Origin of the sequence: Clostridium perfringens ATCC 13124, assembly GCF_000013285.1 — a bacterium.
Classification (GTDB): Bacteria; Bacillota; Clostridia; order Clostridiales; family Clostridiaceae; genus Sarcina; species Sarcina perfringens.
Genome location: NC_008261.1, coordinates 878,322 through 896,636, shown reverse-complemented (window position 1 = coordinate 896,636; position 18,315 = coordinate 878,322). Strand labels below are relative to the sequence as shown.

Genomic DNA, 18,315 nt, shown 5'->3' with positions numbered 1-18,315 from the left:
TTAATAAGGTCTAAAATTAACAATCTTTTTAAAAAATCATACTTAAAATATAAATGTAATAAACAAATATGTAAATATATTAATTAATATTTAATATATTTATAAAAAATGGTAAAATAAATAAGATGGAATGAAATGGGATTAAAAGGAGTGACTTTATGAGTTTTTGTTGCAAAGATTTATTTCAACTTAAGTATTTTTCAAAAGCAAAATTGTTAGCTGGAGAAAGTGGACTAAATAACCAAATTTCTTTGCCCTATGTAAGGACAACAGAATCTATTTCAAATTGGCTTTATGGAGGAGAGTTACTCTTTGTTATTTATAAAGATAATGATGAAAATCTCTCACTTTTACTTGAAGAATGTATTCAAAAGAAACTTGCAGGTATTGTTATTTTAATTGATGATAAAAATATAGATAAAATAACAGATACCATGGTTGATAGAGCAAATAATGAGGCTCTTCCCCTATTTATAATGCCTTGGGATATAAAATTAATTGATATTATACAGGAAATTTTTCTAAAAATAGAACAAAAAAGAGAGGAAGCAAAAAATGGTAAGCATTTTCTTGAATCACTTCTTTTTTCACAAGATCAATTAAGTGATGATATAAACGCCTTGGCAGAATTTTATAATATAAAGTTAAGACCCTTTCATTATATTTGCATACTGAAAATGAGAAAATCCTCAAATATTCCTTATGATACAGAGAATATTAGCAAGCACATAACTAATTCCTTAGATGATGGCTTAAAAGGGAAAAATTATACTTTAATCCATATGGAGTATGCAAATTATCTATTGAGTTTGGTATTTGCTAATGATTATGAAGAAGCAAAAAAATCCTTAGAATATATTGAATCTGGTTTTAACCTTATGTGTTCTAGATATTCAGAAAATATTGAAATGAACTTAAGTTTTAGCCGCATAAGAGAAACTAATTCTGATATTAAAGCAAGTTATAAAGAGGCCTTTAAAGCTTTGTCCATGATTGATATGTATGATAACGATTCAAAAGTTATTAAATATAACGAACTAGGTATTATAAGATTGTTTATTGAATTAGCTGAAATTAAGGATGTTCATCAATATTGTTATGAAAACATAGGTCCTATTTTAGAATATGATAAAAGTCATGGAATGAATTTATTAGAAACTTTAAAATGCTATTTTAAAAATAATAGACATTTACTAAAAACTTCCCAAGAACTTTTTATTCATAGGAATACTTTACTTTATAGATTATCAACAATAAAAAATCTTTTACAAAGAGATTTAGATGATGCTATGACTGATTTAGAACTTTTTAATAGCATATTGATTTTTGAATTTCTTAATTTACAAAACAAATTGTAAATGTGGACTACCCTTTAAATAAAGATTAATAATTATATATTTAAAATATTAAAATGGACTATATAAAAATTCTACAAACAATTTTTATATAGTCCATAGTTTATTGCAATTAATTGGTAAATTGTATTAATTGGTAACTGATTCTTTTATTTTTATATTAGACTTTGACTTTTCTTTTGCAAAGGATAGTATTAATACTCCTGCAAATATTAATGAACATGCAATTATTTTCATTAATGTTATTTCTTCACCTAAAAGTATTGCTCCAAAGATAACACTTGTTATAGGTTCAAATGTACTTATAACCGCAGCTTCACTAGCACCAATATATTTTATACCCACTTGTAATAATGATAATGCTACAACTGTACATAAGAAAGCAAATATTGCTGATAATCCCCATGCTTTATGTGTCAATGAAGATAATACAAGTTCCTTTGTAAGCATTCCATAGATAAACATACCTACTGTTGAAGCTATTGCTACATAGAATGTTATTTTAAAAGGTGGCTCACTTTTTAAACCACTTTTATCCATAAATATAATATAGAATGCATAGAACATTCCAGATGCAACGGCTAAAATTAATCCTAACAATGTACTTTTTCCAAAAGATGCTGAATTTAACGCTGTAATAAAGAAACATCCTATACCTGACATAGCAATAATTAATGCAAAGACTTTTTGTTTACTTAATTTTTCGTGGAAGAATATTACACAGCCTAATGTTACAAATATTGGGTAAGTAAAATGTATAGGTGTAACTATTCCAACATCTATACAAGCAAATGCCATATTTAACATTAAAGTTGTTATTGCATTCCCAACGAAACCAAGTATTATTAGATCTCTAAGTTGTTTCTTTGTTACTCTTAAATCTATTTTTAAAAGTAAAATAATTACTAATAAAAATGGCAAACTTAAAAAGTTTCTTAAAAAAGTTAATGTCACAGGGTTGCTTCCTTCAAGACCATAGGTCATTGGCCCAAGTGTAAAGGCAAAACCAAAGGTAATTGAAGATAGCATAGTTAAAATAATTCCTTTTAATTTCATAGTATCCCCTACTTTTTCTGCTTAAATTTATCAAATACTAATTTAATATTATTTAAAAGCTTTGTCAATAATTTCGATAATGTTTGGAATAACATCATCAACTATTATTTTTCCTCTTTCAGCTGATGAAGATTTAGCTGATGCAAGTATTCCAGTTTCAGGAACAATATCTTTTTCTATCGGGTATCTATAATAAGTTGCAGGGCTAGCATTTTCTGTATCCATGATCTTATCTTCTCTAACAAGTTCTGGTGCAAAATACATCATTAATGATGTTTCTGTAACTGCAGCGTGTTCTAAAGCCCAACCTGGGAATGGTACTTCATCAAATACCTTATCAATTACGTCAGGTGACATTGGATCCCACCAGTTAGTAAGAAGTAATTGTACTTTATCTCCATATTTTGCAGAACATAAATCCATAGCTTCTACTATGAATGCTTCATTTTCAAAGTGAGCACTTAATATAAATATTTTTGTAAATCCATCACGAACAAATTCGTCTATTATATCCATTACTAAAGCTTGTAATGTAGCTCCATTTAAATCTATAGTTCCTGGGAATAATGGGCCACCACCACTTAATGGTTTTGATTTATATCCATATGATAAAGCAGGAGCAACTACCCCATTTATTTTTTCAGCAATTCTATAAGCAAATCCATTTGCTATTACAGTATCTACACAAGTTGGAAGATGAGGTCCATGTTGTTCTGTAGATCCTATTGGTAATATAATTACATCATCTTTTTTCTTCGCAAATTCTCTCCATGTCATGTTTTCCATTTTTACATTTTCATACATAATAAAGTCCCCTTTTCTTGTCTTATTATTCAGCTTATCTTTATTAAAGATTGATTTTTAGCTAGAACTATAAGAAGCATTTCTACAAAAGTAATCCTTTGCAAAATTAAACACACCTAGAGATCTAGCTAAAAATCAAAACTTCATTAAATGTAGCTTTAATTGAAAATTCTTTATGTGAATTTTGCTATGCTCTCAGTATACAATGAGTATTTTTTGGTGACAATGTACTAAAAATACAAATCTATTTACCAAAATATGTTCTTTATGTGCACAGTAATCTTAAACTATTCTTGTATATTTGATACAATGACTAGATAAATCTTTCATGCTAAACTTTCCTTATTGACAAGTCATTACTAAAAATAATAGAAATTTCAATTTATTAATAATGATATAAGTAAATTTTTTTAGTAAAATACCAAAAACTGAAGGGAGATTATTTAAATGAAAGCTATTTTATTTAAAAATGCTAGATTAAAAGGAAATGAAACACTAGTTGATTTACTTGTTGAAAATGGAGTTTATAAGGAAATAGGTCCAAATCTTTCTGAAAAATATAAAGATGTAGAAACTTATGATTTAAAAGGAGATCTTGTTGTACCACCTTATGTTGATCCACATATTCATTTAGACTATGTATATACAGCTCGTATGCCTGGTGCAAATAATGGAACAGGAACTCTTTTTGAAGGAATTCAAAGATGGTCTGAAACAAAAGGAAACATGACAATAGATGAAATTAAAGAACGTGCAAGAATAGCTCTTAAAAAAGAGATTTTATATGGTACTCAATATATGAGAACACATGTTGACGTAACAGATCCTAAATTTACAGGATTAAAAGCTATTATGGAATTAAAAGAAGAATATAAAGATATTATAGATATTCAAATCATAGCTTTCCCACAAGAAGGAATGTATTCTTATAAAGGTGGAGATGAATTAGTAGAAGAAGCTTTAAAAATGGGTGCTGATGTAGTTGGTGCTATTCCTCACTTTGAATTCACAAGAGAAATGGGAGAAAAATCAGTTAAGAAAACTGTAGAGCTTGCAATGAAATATAATAAATTAATTGACGTTCACTGTGATGAAACTGATGATGACCAATCAAGATTTGTTGAATTATTAGCAGCAGAAGCTTATTTAAATGGAATTGGAGAACTTACAACTGCAAGCCATACTTGTGCTATGGGTTCATATAATAATGCTTATGCATTTAAATTATTCAAACTTTTAAAATTATCAAAAATGAACTTCATATCATGTCCAACAGAAAATATTCACTTACAAGGAAGATATGACACTTATCCAAAGAGAAGAGGTCTTACAAGAGTTAAGGAATTAAATGATGCAGGAATTAATGTTTGTTTTGCTCAAGACTCAATTTCAGACCCATGGTACCCATTAGGAAATGGTAACCTAATGAATATCTTAGATGCTGGTATTCATATATGCCATATGATGTCTGTTGATGAAATTAATAATGCCTTAGATTTAATCACAACAAATGGTGCTAAAACTCTTCATATACAAGATAAATATGGTATAGAAGTAGGAAAAGATGCTAACTTCATAGTTTTAAATGCTAAAAATGAATTTGATGCAATCCTTGAAAGAGTTGGAGTTAACTGCTCTGTAAGAAGAGGAGAATTCCTATTTAAGAGAGAACCAGAAGTAATAGACACAAAAATAACTCTATTAAAATAGTCACCATATAAATTAAAGATTACAAACATATTACGAGAATCTAGATATTCTCTTCATATTGTTTGTAATCTTTATAAAAAATTATTTTGATATATACTCTCATTTTTTCTATATATTCTTTAGAATTCTCTAACTCAGCAGCTTTCTTAATGTTATTTAAATATTATATGTAATTCATCTTTTTGAAGGCATATATTAAAAATTCCTCAGCTAAACTTTTGCTTTTAATATTTTTTAATGCCTCTTCAAAAGAAAACCATTCTGCTTTATCAACTTCCTCATTAATTTGACTTAAATCTTCACTATCTACCACACAAATAAAGTTGCACATTAATGTATTAGTCTTTTCATAATAACTACTCTTCATATATTGATAATCTTTAACATTAAGCCCTGTTTCTTCTTTTATTTCTCTTACTAAGGTCTTTTCTGCATTTTCACCTTTATTAATGTATCCTGCTACAAGTATATTATCTTTTCTTCCATACTGTTGTATAAGTAACACTTTATTTTTATCAGGATTTAAAACAATTGCACTTATAGCTGAACTAAATGTTGGGAAACGAAACATTTCACACTTATTACAATATGGAACCTCCCCCTCATTATTACATTGTTTATTTATTAATTTAGTGCCACACTGAAAACAATAATTCATAGTATTTACTCCTTATATCTAGTATATAGATTATACTAGTTTATTTATCTTTAGCCTCTTGTTCCCCACTACAGTGAGAATTTACCTTTTATTATATTTCTTTTCTATAGCTTAGTCAAAAATATATAGTATAAATAATATAAATCAAATATTAAATATATTTTCTCATATTATTTTTAACAAGATCTTCTTTAAAGAAAATATCAATTTATATGTCCCTAGTTAAAAATATTTTGTTAAAATAGTATATAATATTATATATTCAAATTCTTATTAATACAAAAATTTCAATATTATAGAAGTTAATTGTTGCTAAAAACAAATTGCCTACCATAATAATAATTTATATAATGATTATATTAAAAATTTTGTAGATTCAATTCAAAAATAAAATAACTAAAATGAATTTATAAAATAATAAAAACATATAGAAAGGATTTATTAATTATGATTTTTACTTTTTTCTCTAACTTAGTTCATATTATAAATTTATTAACTATTTTTTATATGATTTTTAAAGAAAATCGTTCTTCTAAAAGTATAATTTCTTGGACATTAGTTTTATTTATATTACCATACATAGGTCTTATTCTATTTTTAATGTTAGGAAGAAAGGTTAATAATAAAGATATTTTTATTATGAAAAAATCTGAACTTACCTTATTTGATAAACATATAAAAAAATTAAATAACAATTCAAATGATAAGTTTAAAATATCTAATCATTCTGATATGATTAAAGCTATTGAAAGTATGGAATACTCACCTTATAGAGATAATGTTGAAACTAAAGTATTTTTTGATGGCAAAGAATTATTTAATGATATTTTAGAAAGCTTAAAGAAAGCTCAAAAAAGTATAAATATAGAATTTTACATATTTAAAAATGATGATATTGGTTCAAAAATTTTAGATATTCTTAAAGAAAAGGCTAAAGCTGGCGTTGAAGTAAGATTATTATATGACTCTGTAGGAAGTAGAACTACCAATAGAAAAAAACTTCAATCTGTAATAGATGCTGGTGTAAAAGTTGGTGAATTCTTCCCTTCCCTACTTAGATTAATAAACATAAACATGAACTTTAGAAATCATCGTAAAATAATCGTTATAGATAATGAAATAGGCTATGTTGGCGGCTTTAACGTTGGAGATGAATATTTAGGTAAAGACCCTAAGTTTGGTTACTGGAGAGATACTCATATAAAATTCATGGGTGACTCAGTAAGAGACTTAGATTTAAGGTTTTGGGCTGATTGGAAATACGCTACAAAAGAAGATATTGATTTAATCCACTTAATGGATTATAAAAATGAACAAGCCCCTTCTAAAATGGCTAATTATTCAAAATGTGGTATGCAAATAATATCTAGTGGACCTAACCCTGATAATTTTTATGAAATTAAATTATCATATTTAGAAATGATTCAAAAAGCAAAAAAATATATTTATATACAATCACCATACTTAATTTTAGATGATAGTCTAACTGACAGTTTAAAACTTGCATCTATTTCTGGAGTTGATGTAAGAATAATGATACCGGGTAAAGGTGATCACCCCTTTGTTTATTGGGCAAATCTAAAATATGCTGGAGATTTACTAAACTTTGGAGTAAAAATATATCATTATGACAAGAATGCTTTCCTTCACTCTAAAACCTTAGTTATAGATGATGAAGTATGTTCAATAGGAACTGCCAATATGGATACAAGAAGCTTTGAACTAAACTTTGAAGTAATTGCTATGCTATACTCAGATGAAATAGCAAAAATACAACGTAAACAGTTTGAAAAGGACATGCTTATTTCAAAAGAATTGACTAGGGAAGAGTATCTTAAGAGAGGAACTTCAGTGAAAATTAAAGAATCATTTTCAAAACTCTTCTCAGCTTTACTTTAATATTAAATAAATTTACTCCCTTTACTTTTTATATCTTTTTACATAATAAGATATAAAAAGTAAAGGGAGTTTAAACATAACTATACTTCCAATGGAAACTTTTATTGAAGCCAAAATTTAGTTGCACACAAACCAATAGCTAAATTTTTCTCGAATAGTCCTGTAGTAGAAATGTCCATATAAAACTTACTAACTTCATCACTAAGTTTTTCTTTATGTTTAAACTTACGAAGTGCTAATTGTCTTAAATTCTCTGCTAATTTCATTGTTTCTAATTGAAAATCTTTTCCACTTTCAACTGCATTTTTAAATTCAACTAAGTTACTACGTTCTTCTTCAGAAGTTTGTTCGTTTAGAATTAAATCATAAACTCGTGCTAATAAATTATTTTCTACTAATTCTCTTTTTTCTTTTCTGCTTAATTTCTCTGAATTTCCCATAAAAATTCCTCCTAAAACTCCTTAGGATATTGCATCCTTAATGCAATATCCTTGAAATGTTTTTTTATACTCATAAAATCAAGATATTATAAAAAATAATCAGCATATTTATCATAATTGCTGATTATTTTTTTATATTTATTTATCAATCTTTCTTTTATTTGTTAATAAAATCAAAACATTTAACAGTATAATTTTAACATTAATTTCATATTTTTAGAAGTCTTGCGTTTTTGCACATTTATTGTATTAACTTTTAAATTTTAACTATACTATTCAAAACTTTTACCACTTAATTATTAATATGTTCTATTTATAGTCAGTCAACCATTAATAAAACTTACAAACATATTAATACTATTTGTAAGTTTTATTTTTATACCTTAATACATCTCATTTTCTTTTTTATTCATTTGATTTAAGTGCATCAATCATATTAACTTTTCTTAACTTAACATGCATAAGTATCATAACTATTACTGTGAAAAGTATAGTTATTAAAGCTGAGAATATATAACTTGATATATGTATCTTAGGATACATCATCATAGTATCTGTTTCTGATGTCCTTATTATAAAGGCATGTAAAATCTTTCCTAAAGCTGATCCTGCCAATATTCCTAATAAGGTTAAGATTATATTTTCTCTTAATATATACATTGTAACTTCATCATCAAAGAATCCAAGAACTTTTATGGTTGATAGTTCTCTTATACGCTCAGATACATTTATATTGTTTAGATTGTATAAAACTACAAAAGCTAATGATCCTGCTGATAATATTATTACTAACATTACTACATTCATGTTAGCCGCTGACTCTTTAGTTGTCTTTTCTATTTGTGATGTTATTGTTACATTAACAACGTCCTTGCATTCCATAAGTTTTGAGGATATTTCATCTTCATTGATCTTACTCTTGTCAAAGTTTATAAGATCTGTATTATAATTAGCCTTCTTCCCAAAGACTTTTTCATAATATTCTGGTGACATATACATTGAATGCATAAGGTAATTTTCAGCTATCTCCTTTACTTTCACCTCATGAGGATTATTATTTTCATCCTTAAAGGTTATTGTATCTCCAATGGATACCCCTAAAAGTTTTCCTAACTTTTCATTAATAATAACACCCTCATCTGGAATATCATATTTTTCTCCTGAAGTTCTATCATTTAAAAGTATAAACTCATCTAGCTCCTCTTTATTTTCAGGTACATATAGACTAACTGTTTGCTTATTCATTCCTTCTTTGCTAAAGGTTACTGATTCTTGGTGCATTCTTAAATTATTTTCATATCCAGGTAATTCTTTTAAAGTTTCATTATATTTTTCAATCTCTGTTTCTGTAGGATTATCTCCAAAGACTACCATAGTTTCATATTTCCATAACTTATCAAATTGCTTTTCAACCACTCCAGTATTTGAATCCTTAAGTCCAAAACCAGTAACAAGAAGTGCCATACATCCTGCAATGCCAAAGATAGTCATAAGCATACGCTGTTTATATCTAAATATATTTCTAAATGTTACCTTTTGATTGAAGTTTAATCTCTTCCAAATTGGTATAATTCTTTCTAATAATATCTTTTTGCCTAGTTTTGGAGCCTTTGGTCTCATAAGATTTGATGGCTTATTTTTAAGCTCAACTCTTACAACAAATAAGGCTGCTCCCACTGTACATAATATTGATATTACTAAAGCTTGAATTGTATAAGATGGATAGTAATAAGTATCTATACTAGGAAGAGCATATACACTTGTATAAGCATTGCTTATTATTTTAGGAAGAATGTTGCTTCCAACTAATATTCCAAGTAGACATCCTAGAATACTTGCTAAGGCTGCATATATTACAAACTTTAAGGAAATTTCAAAATCTCCATATCCTAAAGCCTTCATAGTACCTATTTCTATTCTCTTCTCCTCTACCATTCTTGTCATTGTTGTTAAACAAATTAAGACTGCCACTATAAAGAAAAACACAGGTAATACTGATGCAATACTATCTAAACTATTAATAGAATCCTTGTATCCTGAATATCCTGGATTATCAGTTCTATCAAATACGTAGTAATTACATTCATTCAAATCATTTAATGTTGATTTTTCTTTTTCTTCAATTTCTTTTCTTCCTTCTGCTAGTTTTTCCTTATTTTCTTCTATTGCTTTTTGGCCCTCTTTTAACTTTTCTTCTGATTCATCTAACTTCTTCTTTGCCTTTTGAAGTTCTCTTTCTCCTTTAGCTTTTCCTTTCTCAAGAGATTTTTTTCCCTCAGCTAATTCTGCCTTACCCTTTTCTAATTGTTTTTCAGCTTCATAAAGTTTACTTTTACCTGTATTAAATACAGCCACTTGAGTTTCATACTGATTTTTTCCCTCTTGATATTTAGTTATTCCATCTAACAATACTTGTAATTTTGAAGTATTATCATTAATTGACTTAACACTTTTATCTAAAGAATCTGAAAGTCCTAAAGCAATATTTTTATTTTCTGGATTTTTTTCTAAGCCCTCTATTGCTCCACCTAACTCATTTAATCCTAAGTTAGCTACTATACCTTTCCAGTACTGAATCTTTTCAGCTGGTATTTTTTCATTTTCTGAAAGATTATTAACTGTATTTTTTATATCATTAGATAGAGAAGTCATTGTTTTAGATAAACTTTTTAAATTTTCTATTTTCTCCTTTAATCCATTTGTACTTTCCTCTGGATTAATTCCCTGGTTTAAAAATTCTTGTCTACTATTATCAAGGGTAGTTTTTGCATCATTTAACTTTTCTTCGCCCTCTTCTATATTAGACTTTTGATTTTTAATTTCAGCCTGCCCTTCTTCTAATTGCTTTTCACCCTTTAGAATATTGGCTTCTCCTTCTTTAATTCCCTTTTCAAACTCTAGCTTTTTATCACTATATTGTTTTTTCCCTTCTGCTAATTGCTCTTTTCCTTTTTGTAATTCTTTTTCCTTATCTAAAAGTAACTTTTCATTTTCATTTAACTCTTCATAAGCCTTATTAAACTCTTTTTTGGCTTCCCCTTTTATCTCTTCAACTCTTTCTACTTCTCTATTAGAATATAAATCTTCAAGATATTTATTATTCTCTTCCATTAATTCCTTGTACTCATCTCCATAAGCATCAAGACCTTGTACATTCTTAAATCTTACATATATTTCAGTGTAAGCATCCATATTTATATCATTGCTATTTAATACACCAAAGTAATCAATAGTTCCTTTTCCAACAGTGGTTGATCCTCTTGACTCTTTTTCAATATACATTGGACTTTTTACAATCCCAACGATTTTAAACTTACTTTCTTTAAAGTTCTTCATTGTATTTTCATCAGTATCAATTATAAAATCATCACCGATTTTTAAGTTTTTATTAAGTTTAAAAGCTCTTTCATCTAAAGCTATTTCACCACTTTTTTCTGGTAACTTACCTTCTAATACAACTAAATTATTTATATTGTTCTTTCCATCATACTCCATAAACTTAACCACATTGCTCATATTAGTTAAGTTTGCATCTATACTATGAGTACCATAATAAGCTAAAATCTTAGGATTATTCTTAAGTAAATCCAAATCTTTATCGCTTAATCCTAAAGTTGAAATAATCTTGCTATCCATAAGATTTTCACTATTATAAAACTTATTTATGGTTTTATTCATATCTGGGCCTGCTGATTTTATTCCAGAATAAAAGGCAACCCCTAAAAATATAATTACCATTATAGAAAAGAATCTGGCTTTTGATGATAGAATTTCTCTTACTATGGACTTTTTATATGCCTTCATCTAAAACTATTCACTCCTACCACTCTATTTCTTCAACTGAGATTGGATTAGAATTAATCTCAATACTTCTAACTTTTGCATCATTAATCTTAATAACCTTGTCAGCCATAGGTGCTATTGCTGAGTTATGAGTTATTATTATTACCGTAGTTCCTATCTTTCTACATGTATCTTGAAGTATTTTTAAAATTTGCTTACCTGTACTATAATCTAAAGCTCCTGTTGGCTCATCACAAAGTAAAAGTTTTGGATTTTTTGCAATAGCTCTCGCAATAGAAACCCTTTGTTGCTCTCCACCAGATAATTGTGCTGGAAAGTTATCTTTTCTGTGCCCAAGTCCAACTAACTCTAAAGTTTTCTCAACATCTAAGGCATTATTTGAAATTTGAGTGGCAAGTTCCACATTTTCCTTTGCAGTTAAGTTTTGTACTAAATTATAAAACTGAAATACAAATCCAACATCATATCTTCTATACTTAGTGAGCTCTCTATTACTAAATTTAGATATATCAGTTTCATCAATTATTATTTTTCCCTCATCACAGCTATCCATTCCCCCTAAAATATTAAGAGTAGTTGATTTTCCTGCTCCACTTGGTCCTAAAATAACAACAAATTCTCCCTTATCAATAGAAAAATTAATTCCATTATTAGCAACAACTATGTTTTCCCCAATTTTATATCTCTTGTGAACATCTATCACATCTATATATGCCATCTTATTCCTCCCTAAACTAACAATTACATCATAAAAAATTTACTATATACTCAAAGTTATTAAATAGACACTTTGTTCGTTTAATTTTATAATAAATAGTATAAGTTAAGAAAATATGCTAAACAATAATCACATAATTTCTTAACGTTATTAAATGTACATTTAAAATTAATTTGTTGATTTAATAACATTTAACATTAAATTATCTAAATTATGTTTTAAGGTAAAATTTATTTTCAAATTTAGCTTAAAGACAAGTTTTAATATATAGTAAACACTCTTTTAAAAATTACGTAAGTCTAAAAATTTCTTTAAAATCAATAACTTTTTAAAATATATAAACTAAAGGAAATATATTGGTATTATATAAATGAGATGTTAAAAGGAGAGGTATATATGGCTGGTGTTAGTGGAAATCGTAGAACTTTATATACTAAGAAGGTTATTAAGGAAAGTTTAATAGAACTTCTTAAAACTAGAGAAATTCATCAAGTTACTGTTACTGATATTTGTAAAAAAGCTGATATTAATAGGGGAACATTTTATACTCACTATAAGGATGCCTTTGACTTATTTCAGTCTATGGAAGACGAGTTATTCCATCAAATTTTAAAATATATAAAAGAAATTCCTATAGAAGAATATAATAGTTTACTGCTTCTTAAGGTACTTGAATTAATTAAAGAAAATAAAGATTTGTGCAAAGTTCTATTTTGCAATCAGAGGGATAGTAGTATATTAAATCGTATTTTAAATATTGCAGATCAAATAGATGTAATGAAGCTATTTAATAATCATAATTTAATAAATAAAACCATTGCTAATTACTATATGAGATATTCTGTTGGAGGGTGTATTTCAATCATTGAAACCTGGTTAGAAAATGATCTTCCTGAATCTCCAGAGGAGCTTGTCCAAATAATTAATGGTATAAATCAAATGAGTAGCTAAAATATATTCAAAATAATTGAGACTATAGTAAGCTTTCCATAAAACAAAACTTTCTATAGTCTCAACTAATTTCTATATGTTCTTTATTTATCTGTAATATCCATACTCACAAAGAAGCTCATGGCAACTATTTACTTCATCATCAGTGAAAAGTTCGTTGTATTTACTTTCAACAATAGTAGCTTCCATGGTAAGATCTAAACGATTTGCCTTTTGTAATTTATCAAAACCATCTGAAACTCTACCTTTACGTAAAATTTCTTGAACTGTTCTCACTCCACCAAACTTCTCTATTGTTAATAAAAGTCTTTTTTGAGGACAACCACACTCTGTCTCTGCTATTTCACATTTCTTAATAAGCTCTTTTTCAAAATTCTTTTCTAATGACATAATCTTTACTCCATTAATTTAATTTCATTTCCCTTATAATACTATATTTATTTATATAATTCTAATACAAATTCAAAATAATAGAGGGAATTATGAGTTTTTTCATAATCCCCTCTTAGTTTTATTATTTACTTTACCACAAATCAACTAAATAGATAATTATATTCTTAAACGCAATAAATATTTATCTATTTCAATAGCTATTATACTAAAGGTGCATTAATTTGTGTTGTAAAAAGAAATTCATGAAAATGTCCATCATTAATACTAGTTCTTCCAACTACTAAATGAACATGTTTATTAGTGCCTGGTATTGGAATTGCAGGACCAGTAAAAATACATATTCTGTGAAAATGATCAAGAAAATCTGTCTTGTCATTATTAATCTTATGAATATGATTTGTTCCACCATTTATTGGTATAACTTCACCTGTAACACCTGCAACACGATGATTATGCCTATCATCTCCTTCTTCAGCCAATTTTACGCTTTCTCCATATTCATGAACATGTGTCTGTCTTTCTTCATCACAGCATTTCTCACAATGATATTTCATGTGACAACAATCATATTCATTATTGTCATGATAGTCTCTTCTACATTTATAATTTTGATAACCCATTTCAAATATCTCCTCTATACTATATATTTAAGAAATTAATCTAAAAATCTCTTAATATACAATATGTAAATATTAGCTGAATTTGTTCTTATTATTTGTAGAATTATAATATATTTAATTGTTTGGTGTCTTATTTATTTTTAATCACCTCTTCTACTTCCTCAATTTCTACAATCTCACAATTTTCATTATTTTCTTTTTTACAATACTTAATGAAAATTCCAAAAAGAACTAAGGCAAATACCACACCTGCTATATTAGAAAATGTTGCATTTAATCTAAATCCTTCAGGAGCTTGTAATATATATGAACAAGTAACTGCTGACATGAAAACTGCTGGCACTAAGGTTATCCAATAATTATTATGAGCTTTTAACATATAAGCAGATGCTGCCCAAAGCATTATCATTGCTAAAGTTTGATTTGACCATGAGAAATATCTCCATATTATGCCAAAATCAATAAAAGTTAATGCTATACCCACAACAAATAGTGGTATGGCTATCTTAAATCTATCAATAACCTTATCTTGTTTAAGTTTAAAAGCATCAGCAATTGTAAGTCTAGCACTTCTGAAAGCTGTATCGCCTGAAGATATAGGACAAGCTACTACCCCTAATATTGCTAATACGGCACCTACTTTTCCCATTACTGTATTAGAAATAGTATTAACTACAGTGGCTGGTCCTCCAGCTTTTAAAATTTCTTGTAATCCATTTGTATCACCAAAGAAGGACATAGCTGCCGCTGCCCAAACCAAGGCTATAACTCCCTCTGCAATCATTGCACCATAGAATACTTTTCTTGCCTCTGATTCTTTTTTTACACATCTAGCCATAATAGGTGATTGTGTAGCATGGAATCCAGATATAGCTCCACAAGCTATTGTTATAAATAAGAATGGGAATATTGGTGTTCCTTCTGGATGGAAGTTTGCTAATTGAATTTCTGGAATATTATATCCTTCAATTACAATTCCAGCACCTATTCCTACAGCCATTATTAAAAGGCAAAGTCCAAATATAGGATAAATTTTTCCTATAACCTTATCTACTGGTAAAACAGTGGCTGCTATATAATATACTACTATAATAACTATAAATATATCTCTGTCTATTCCTGTTAAAGTTTTTAAAAGATCTGCTGGGCCTGTTAAGAAAACTACCCCAACTAAAATTAATAATACTACAGAAAATATAACCATTATTTTTCTTGGTATTTCTCCAAGATATTTACCTACAAGTTCAGCAACTGATACCCCTTTATTTCTTATAGATAAAACTCCTGTGAAATAGTCATGAACAGCTCCTGCGAATATACATCCAAAAACTATCCATAAAAATGCTACAGGTCCCCATAATGCTCCAGCTATGGCTCCAAATATAGGTCCAAGCCCAGCAATATTAAGAAACTGAATTAAAAAAATTCTTGGCCAACTCATTGGTACATAGTCTACTCCATCTGCCATAGACTCAGCAGGTGTTTCAATTGAATCATTTGTACCAAAGGTCTTGTCCACAAATTTTCCATAAGTAAAGTAGCCCACAATTAATAATACTAATGATAATAAAAATGATATCATTTTTCTCATCCCCTTCGTTAATTGAATTAATTGTTACAATTTAATTATACCCCTTTTAGAAAACGTATTCATAATTCTTTTTTACCATAAAATAGCCTTTTCAGACTGAATACTCTTGAAATTTTAGGTAATAACTTTAAATTTTGACTATTTACTATTTTTTTCAAAGTTGCTTTTTAAAGTTAATTCATTCCTTGTTATTTATGCAGCTTTAATATAATTTCTATCTATATTATTTAAATTTAATATTATACTTTAAAACAAAATCATTTATAATCCTTTAAAATTCTCTATACTATTAGATAAAAATAACCATCTTAGTTTACAATATAATTCTAATAATAAAAAAGTGTATATTAAAAGCTTAGCAAACAAAACTTATTAATAGTCTTTAATAATCCACAAACCACTATAAGTTTTCTTGTAGCCTTTTAATACACACATTATTTTTATAACTTCAATTAAAATTTATTTCCTATAGTATCTAGAAACTCTTTTACAATTTCATTTATTGTATCTTCTGCTTGAGGGTATATTCCAAGGTTATCTAAAAACGCATGATTTACCCCTTCATATCTTATTATTTTTGTTTCTACTCCTGCTTTATGAATAAGCTTACCATAAGCTTCTCCCTGTACTCTTAAATAATCATATTCAGAAACTGCAATTAATGTTTTTTTAGCCTTTGAAAGATTTTTATTAAATATCGGTGATAAATCTTCTCTTCTAGGATCTAACTCTCTTTGTATGTAAAGTCTTTGTACTAAATCCTCACAATTTCTTAAAGAATTAATAAAATTATATATTTTTTCTTCATTATATGGATTCTCATATAAATCTATATCCCAATTAAAAAATGGATTTTTCTCTACAAAAGTAACTACAGGATATACAAGCCCTTGAAACTTTATATTTGAATTTTCATTAGCCACAATTGTTGCTAAATTAGCTCCTGCACTTTCCCCTACTATTCCTATTTTATTTTTATCTATTCCATATAAAAAATTATTTTCTTCAATATATTCAACAACTTTTCTACAATCATTTAATCCTAGAGGATATGGCTTTTCTGGTGCCAAGGAATAATCAACGCTTATTACAATCCCATTAATTCCCTCAGCTATAAGTTTACAAGGATTTTCAGAAACATCTAAGCTTCCTCCAATAAAGGCACCTCCATGTATATAAACTATGCATGGTAAATTTTCTTTTAATCCTTCTTTCTTATAAACTCTGCAATTAACTCCATTTATATTTTCTTTACTCATCAATATATTACTTTTGCAGAGATTTAAATTTAATAATCCCATATTATCTCTCATATCTCCAACTGCTTCCCCTGCAAATACATAAGGATTTCCTGATCTTTTAGGTCTTTTATACTCATCAAAATATTTAATTCTTCTATCTATTCTTGTCCCTTCAACTGGATCTGGTATTGGCTTAACTAAAATATCAACACCATCTTCATTAATAAATTTTGAATTCTCATTCATGGCTTTTATTAAATCGCTTTGGCTCATGTGGTCAAGCTCAAAAGGTTTAAGTCTTTCTACAATATAATCTAAAGAAATATTTTCTACCATATATTCTTCTAATTCTTTATCATAATTAATCTCTTTCTTATATTTAGAAACATCTAGTCTCTTTTCAACAATTTTGTCTAAATCTAAATATCCATCTAAAAATGTACTCTTTTTAATCCAAGAGTTTATTTCATTTCTTACATACTCTAAATTTTTATTTTCACCACTAAATGGAGGTATTGTTGTAAATATAATTCTCGCCCTATTTTTATGAGCAATCTCTATTAATCTCACAAATCTTTTTATAATTAGATTTAAATTTTCCTCATCTTCTTTTAATTTATTGCACTCTAACCTAATTAAGTCATTAATACTATTTACAACTAAAACTAAATTAGCATTATTCTTATTGAAAACCTCTTCATCAAATCTATCAGATAATACTTTTTCAAATTTTATTTCTGAATTATCAGTGCCATAATATTTATGAAATCTTTTTAAAATTCCTAGAGATAAATAAGAATTTTCATCTACTTCTTTTCCCCAAATTACTAAATTTCTAATTCCATGTTCAGTATTAAAATTTGCTTTAGCTATTCCAGTTAAGTTGTCCTCTGTTCCTTTAATACCATTAAAATCTTTTAAATTTTTGTCCATCTAACCTCATATCCTCTCTTTATAAATAAAACTATTAACCTTTTAATTATTTAACCATCTTAAAACCATTTTATTATACCCGTTTAGTTAAAGATGATTTTTTAGCACTATTACTAAGCTTACGATCAATTTATTATAATTA

14 protein-coding genes are annotated in these 18,315 nt (G+C 27.4%); 4 read left to right on the top strand and 10 right to left on the bottom strand.

The window, feature by feature from the left end; genetic code table 11:
- The first annotated feature begins 158 nt into the window (after positions 1 to 158).
- Entirely contained in the window at positions 159 to 1,358 is a 1,200-nt protein-coding gene (locus CPF_RS03740) for a PucR family transcriptional regulator (protein ID WP_011590350.1), read from the top strand.
- Between the two features lie 126 nt (positions 1,359 to 1,484).
- On the opposite strand, the gene CPF_RS03735 is transcribed toward CPF_RS03740, so the two are convergent.
- Together CPF_RS03735 and CPF_RS03730 are read right to left on the bottom strand one after the other, a co-directional pair.
- Positions 1,485 to 2,411 carry a DMT family transporter gene (locus tag CPF_RS03735; protein WP_003457034.1) on the bottom strand — a complete coding sequence of 309 codons (927 nt, stop codon included), beginning with the start codon at positions 2,409 to 2,411 and terminating at the stop codon, positions 1,485 to 1,487.
- A gap of 48 nt (positions 2,412 to 2,459) precedes the next feature.
- Positions 2,460 to 3,215 carry a creatininase gene (locus CPF_RS03730; RefSeq protein ID WP_003453056.1) on the bottom strand — a complete coding sequence of 252 codons (756 nt, stop codon included), beginning with the start codon at positions 3,213 to 3,215 and terminating at the stop codon, positions 2,460 to 2,462.
- A gap of 447 nt (positions 3,216 to 3,662) precedes the next feature.
- Between CPF_RS03730 and codA the strand changes: the two genes are divergently transcribed.
- Positions 3,663 to 4,925: a cytosine deaminase gene (codA, locus tag CPF_RS03725; RefSeq protein ID WP_011590349.1), complete on the top strand. Its 1,263-nt coding sequence runs from the start codon at positions 3,663 to 3,665 to the stop codon at positions 4,923 to 4,925.
- Between the two features lie 163 nt (positions 4,926 to 5,088).
- Here the strand turns inward: codA and CPF_RS03720 are convergent, their stop codons facing one another.
- Positions 5,089 to 5,583, bottom strand: a complete 495-nt coding sequence (locus tag CPF_RS03720; RefSeq protein WP_011590348.1) for an NAD(+) diphosphatase — start codon at positions 5,581 to 5,583, stop codon at positions 5,089 to 5,091.
- Positions 5,584 to 6,030: 447 nt separating this feature from the next.
- Here CPF_RS03720 and cls point away from each other — a divergent pair, with 447 nt between their 5' ends.
- On the top strand, positions 6,031 to 7,482 hold the full coding sequence (gene cls, locus CPF_RS03715) for a cardiolipin synthase (RefSeq protein WP_011590347.1): 1,452 nt from the start codon (positions 6,031 to 6,033) through the stop codon (positions 7,480 to 7,482).
- 101 nt (positions 7,483 to 7,583) lie between these two features.
- Here the strand turns inward: cls and CPF_RS03710 are convergent, their stop codons facing one another.
- The 3 genes from CPF_RS03710 to CPF_RS03700 form a co-directional block, all read right to left on the bottom strand.
- On the bottom strand, positions 7,584 to 7,922 hold the full coding sequence (locus CPF_RS03710; RefSeq protein WP_011590346.1) for a bacteriocin immunity protein: 339 nt from the start codon (positions 7,920 to 7,922) through the stop codon (positions 7,584 to 7,586).
- A gap of 405 nt (positions 7,923 to 8,327) precedes the next feature.
- Positions 8,328 to 11,726 carry an FtsX-like permease family protein gene (locus tag CPF_RS03705; protein WP_011590345.1) on the bottom strand — a complete coding sequence of 1,133 codons (3,399 nt, stop codon included), beginning with the start codon at positions 11,724 to 11,726 and terminating at the stop codon, positions 8,328 to 8,330.
- Between the two features lie 16 nt (positions 11,727 to 11,742).
- The gene (locus tag CPF_RS03700; RefSeq protein WP_003457044.1) at positions 11,743 to 12,444 is read right to left on the bottom strand and encodes an ABC transporter ATP-binding protein; all 702 of its coding nucleotides are present in this window, start codon (positions 12,442 to 12,444) and stop codon (positions 11,743 to 11,745) included.
- A gap of 396 nt (positions 12,445 to 12,840) precedes the next feature.
- Here CPF_RS03700 and CPF_RS03695 point away from each other — a divergent pair, with 396 nt between their 5' ends.
- Positions 12,841 to 13,395: a TetR/AcrR family transcriptional regulator gene (locus tag CPF_RS03695; protein WP_003457091.1), complete on the top strand. Its 555-nt coding sequence runs from the start codon at positions 12,841 to 12,843 to the stop codon at positions 13,393 to 13,395.
- 87 nt (positions 13,396 to 13,482) lie between these two features.
- Here CPF_RS03695 and CPF_RS03690 read toward each other — a convergent pair whose 3' ends face one another.
- The 4 genes from CPF_RS03690 to CPF_RS03675 form a co-directional block, all read right to left on the bottom strand.
- Complete coding sequence (locus CPF_RS03690) at positions 13,483 to 13,785, bottom strand: hypothetical protein (RefSeq protein ID WP_003457097.1); 303 nt, start codon at positions 13,783 to 13,785, stop codon at positions 13,483 to 13,485.
- Between the two features lie 203 nt (positions 13,786 to 13,988).
- The gene (locus CPF_RS03685; RefSeq protein ID WP_003456940.1) at positions 13,989 to 14,408 is read right to left on the bottom strand and encodes a YmaF family protein; all 420 of its coding nucleotides are present in this window, start codon (positions 14,406 to 14,408) and stop codon (positions 13,989 to 13,991) included.
- A gap of 130 nt (positions 14,409 to 14,538) precedes the next feature.
- Positions 14,539 to 15,990, bottom strand: coding sequence for a carbon starvation CstA family protein (locus tag CPF_RS03680; protein ID WP_003457086.1), 1,452 nt, complete (start codon positions 15,988 to 15,990; stop codon positions 14,539 to 14,541).
- Positions 15,991 to 16,451: 461 nt separating this feature from the next.
- Positions 16,452 to 18,173, bottom strand: coding sequence for an alpha/beta hydrolase fold domain-containing protein (locus tag CPF_RS03675; RefSeq protein ID WP_011590344.1), 1,722 nt, complete (start codon positions 18,171 to 18,173; stop codon positions 16,452 to 16,454).
- Positions 18,174 to 18,315 lie beyond the last annotated feature (142 nt).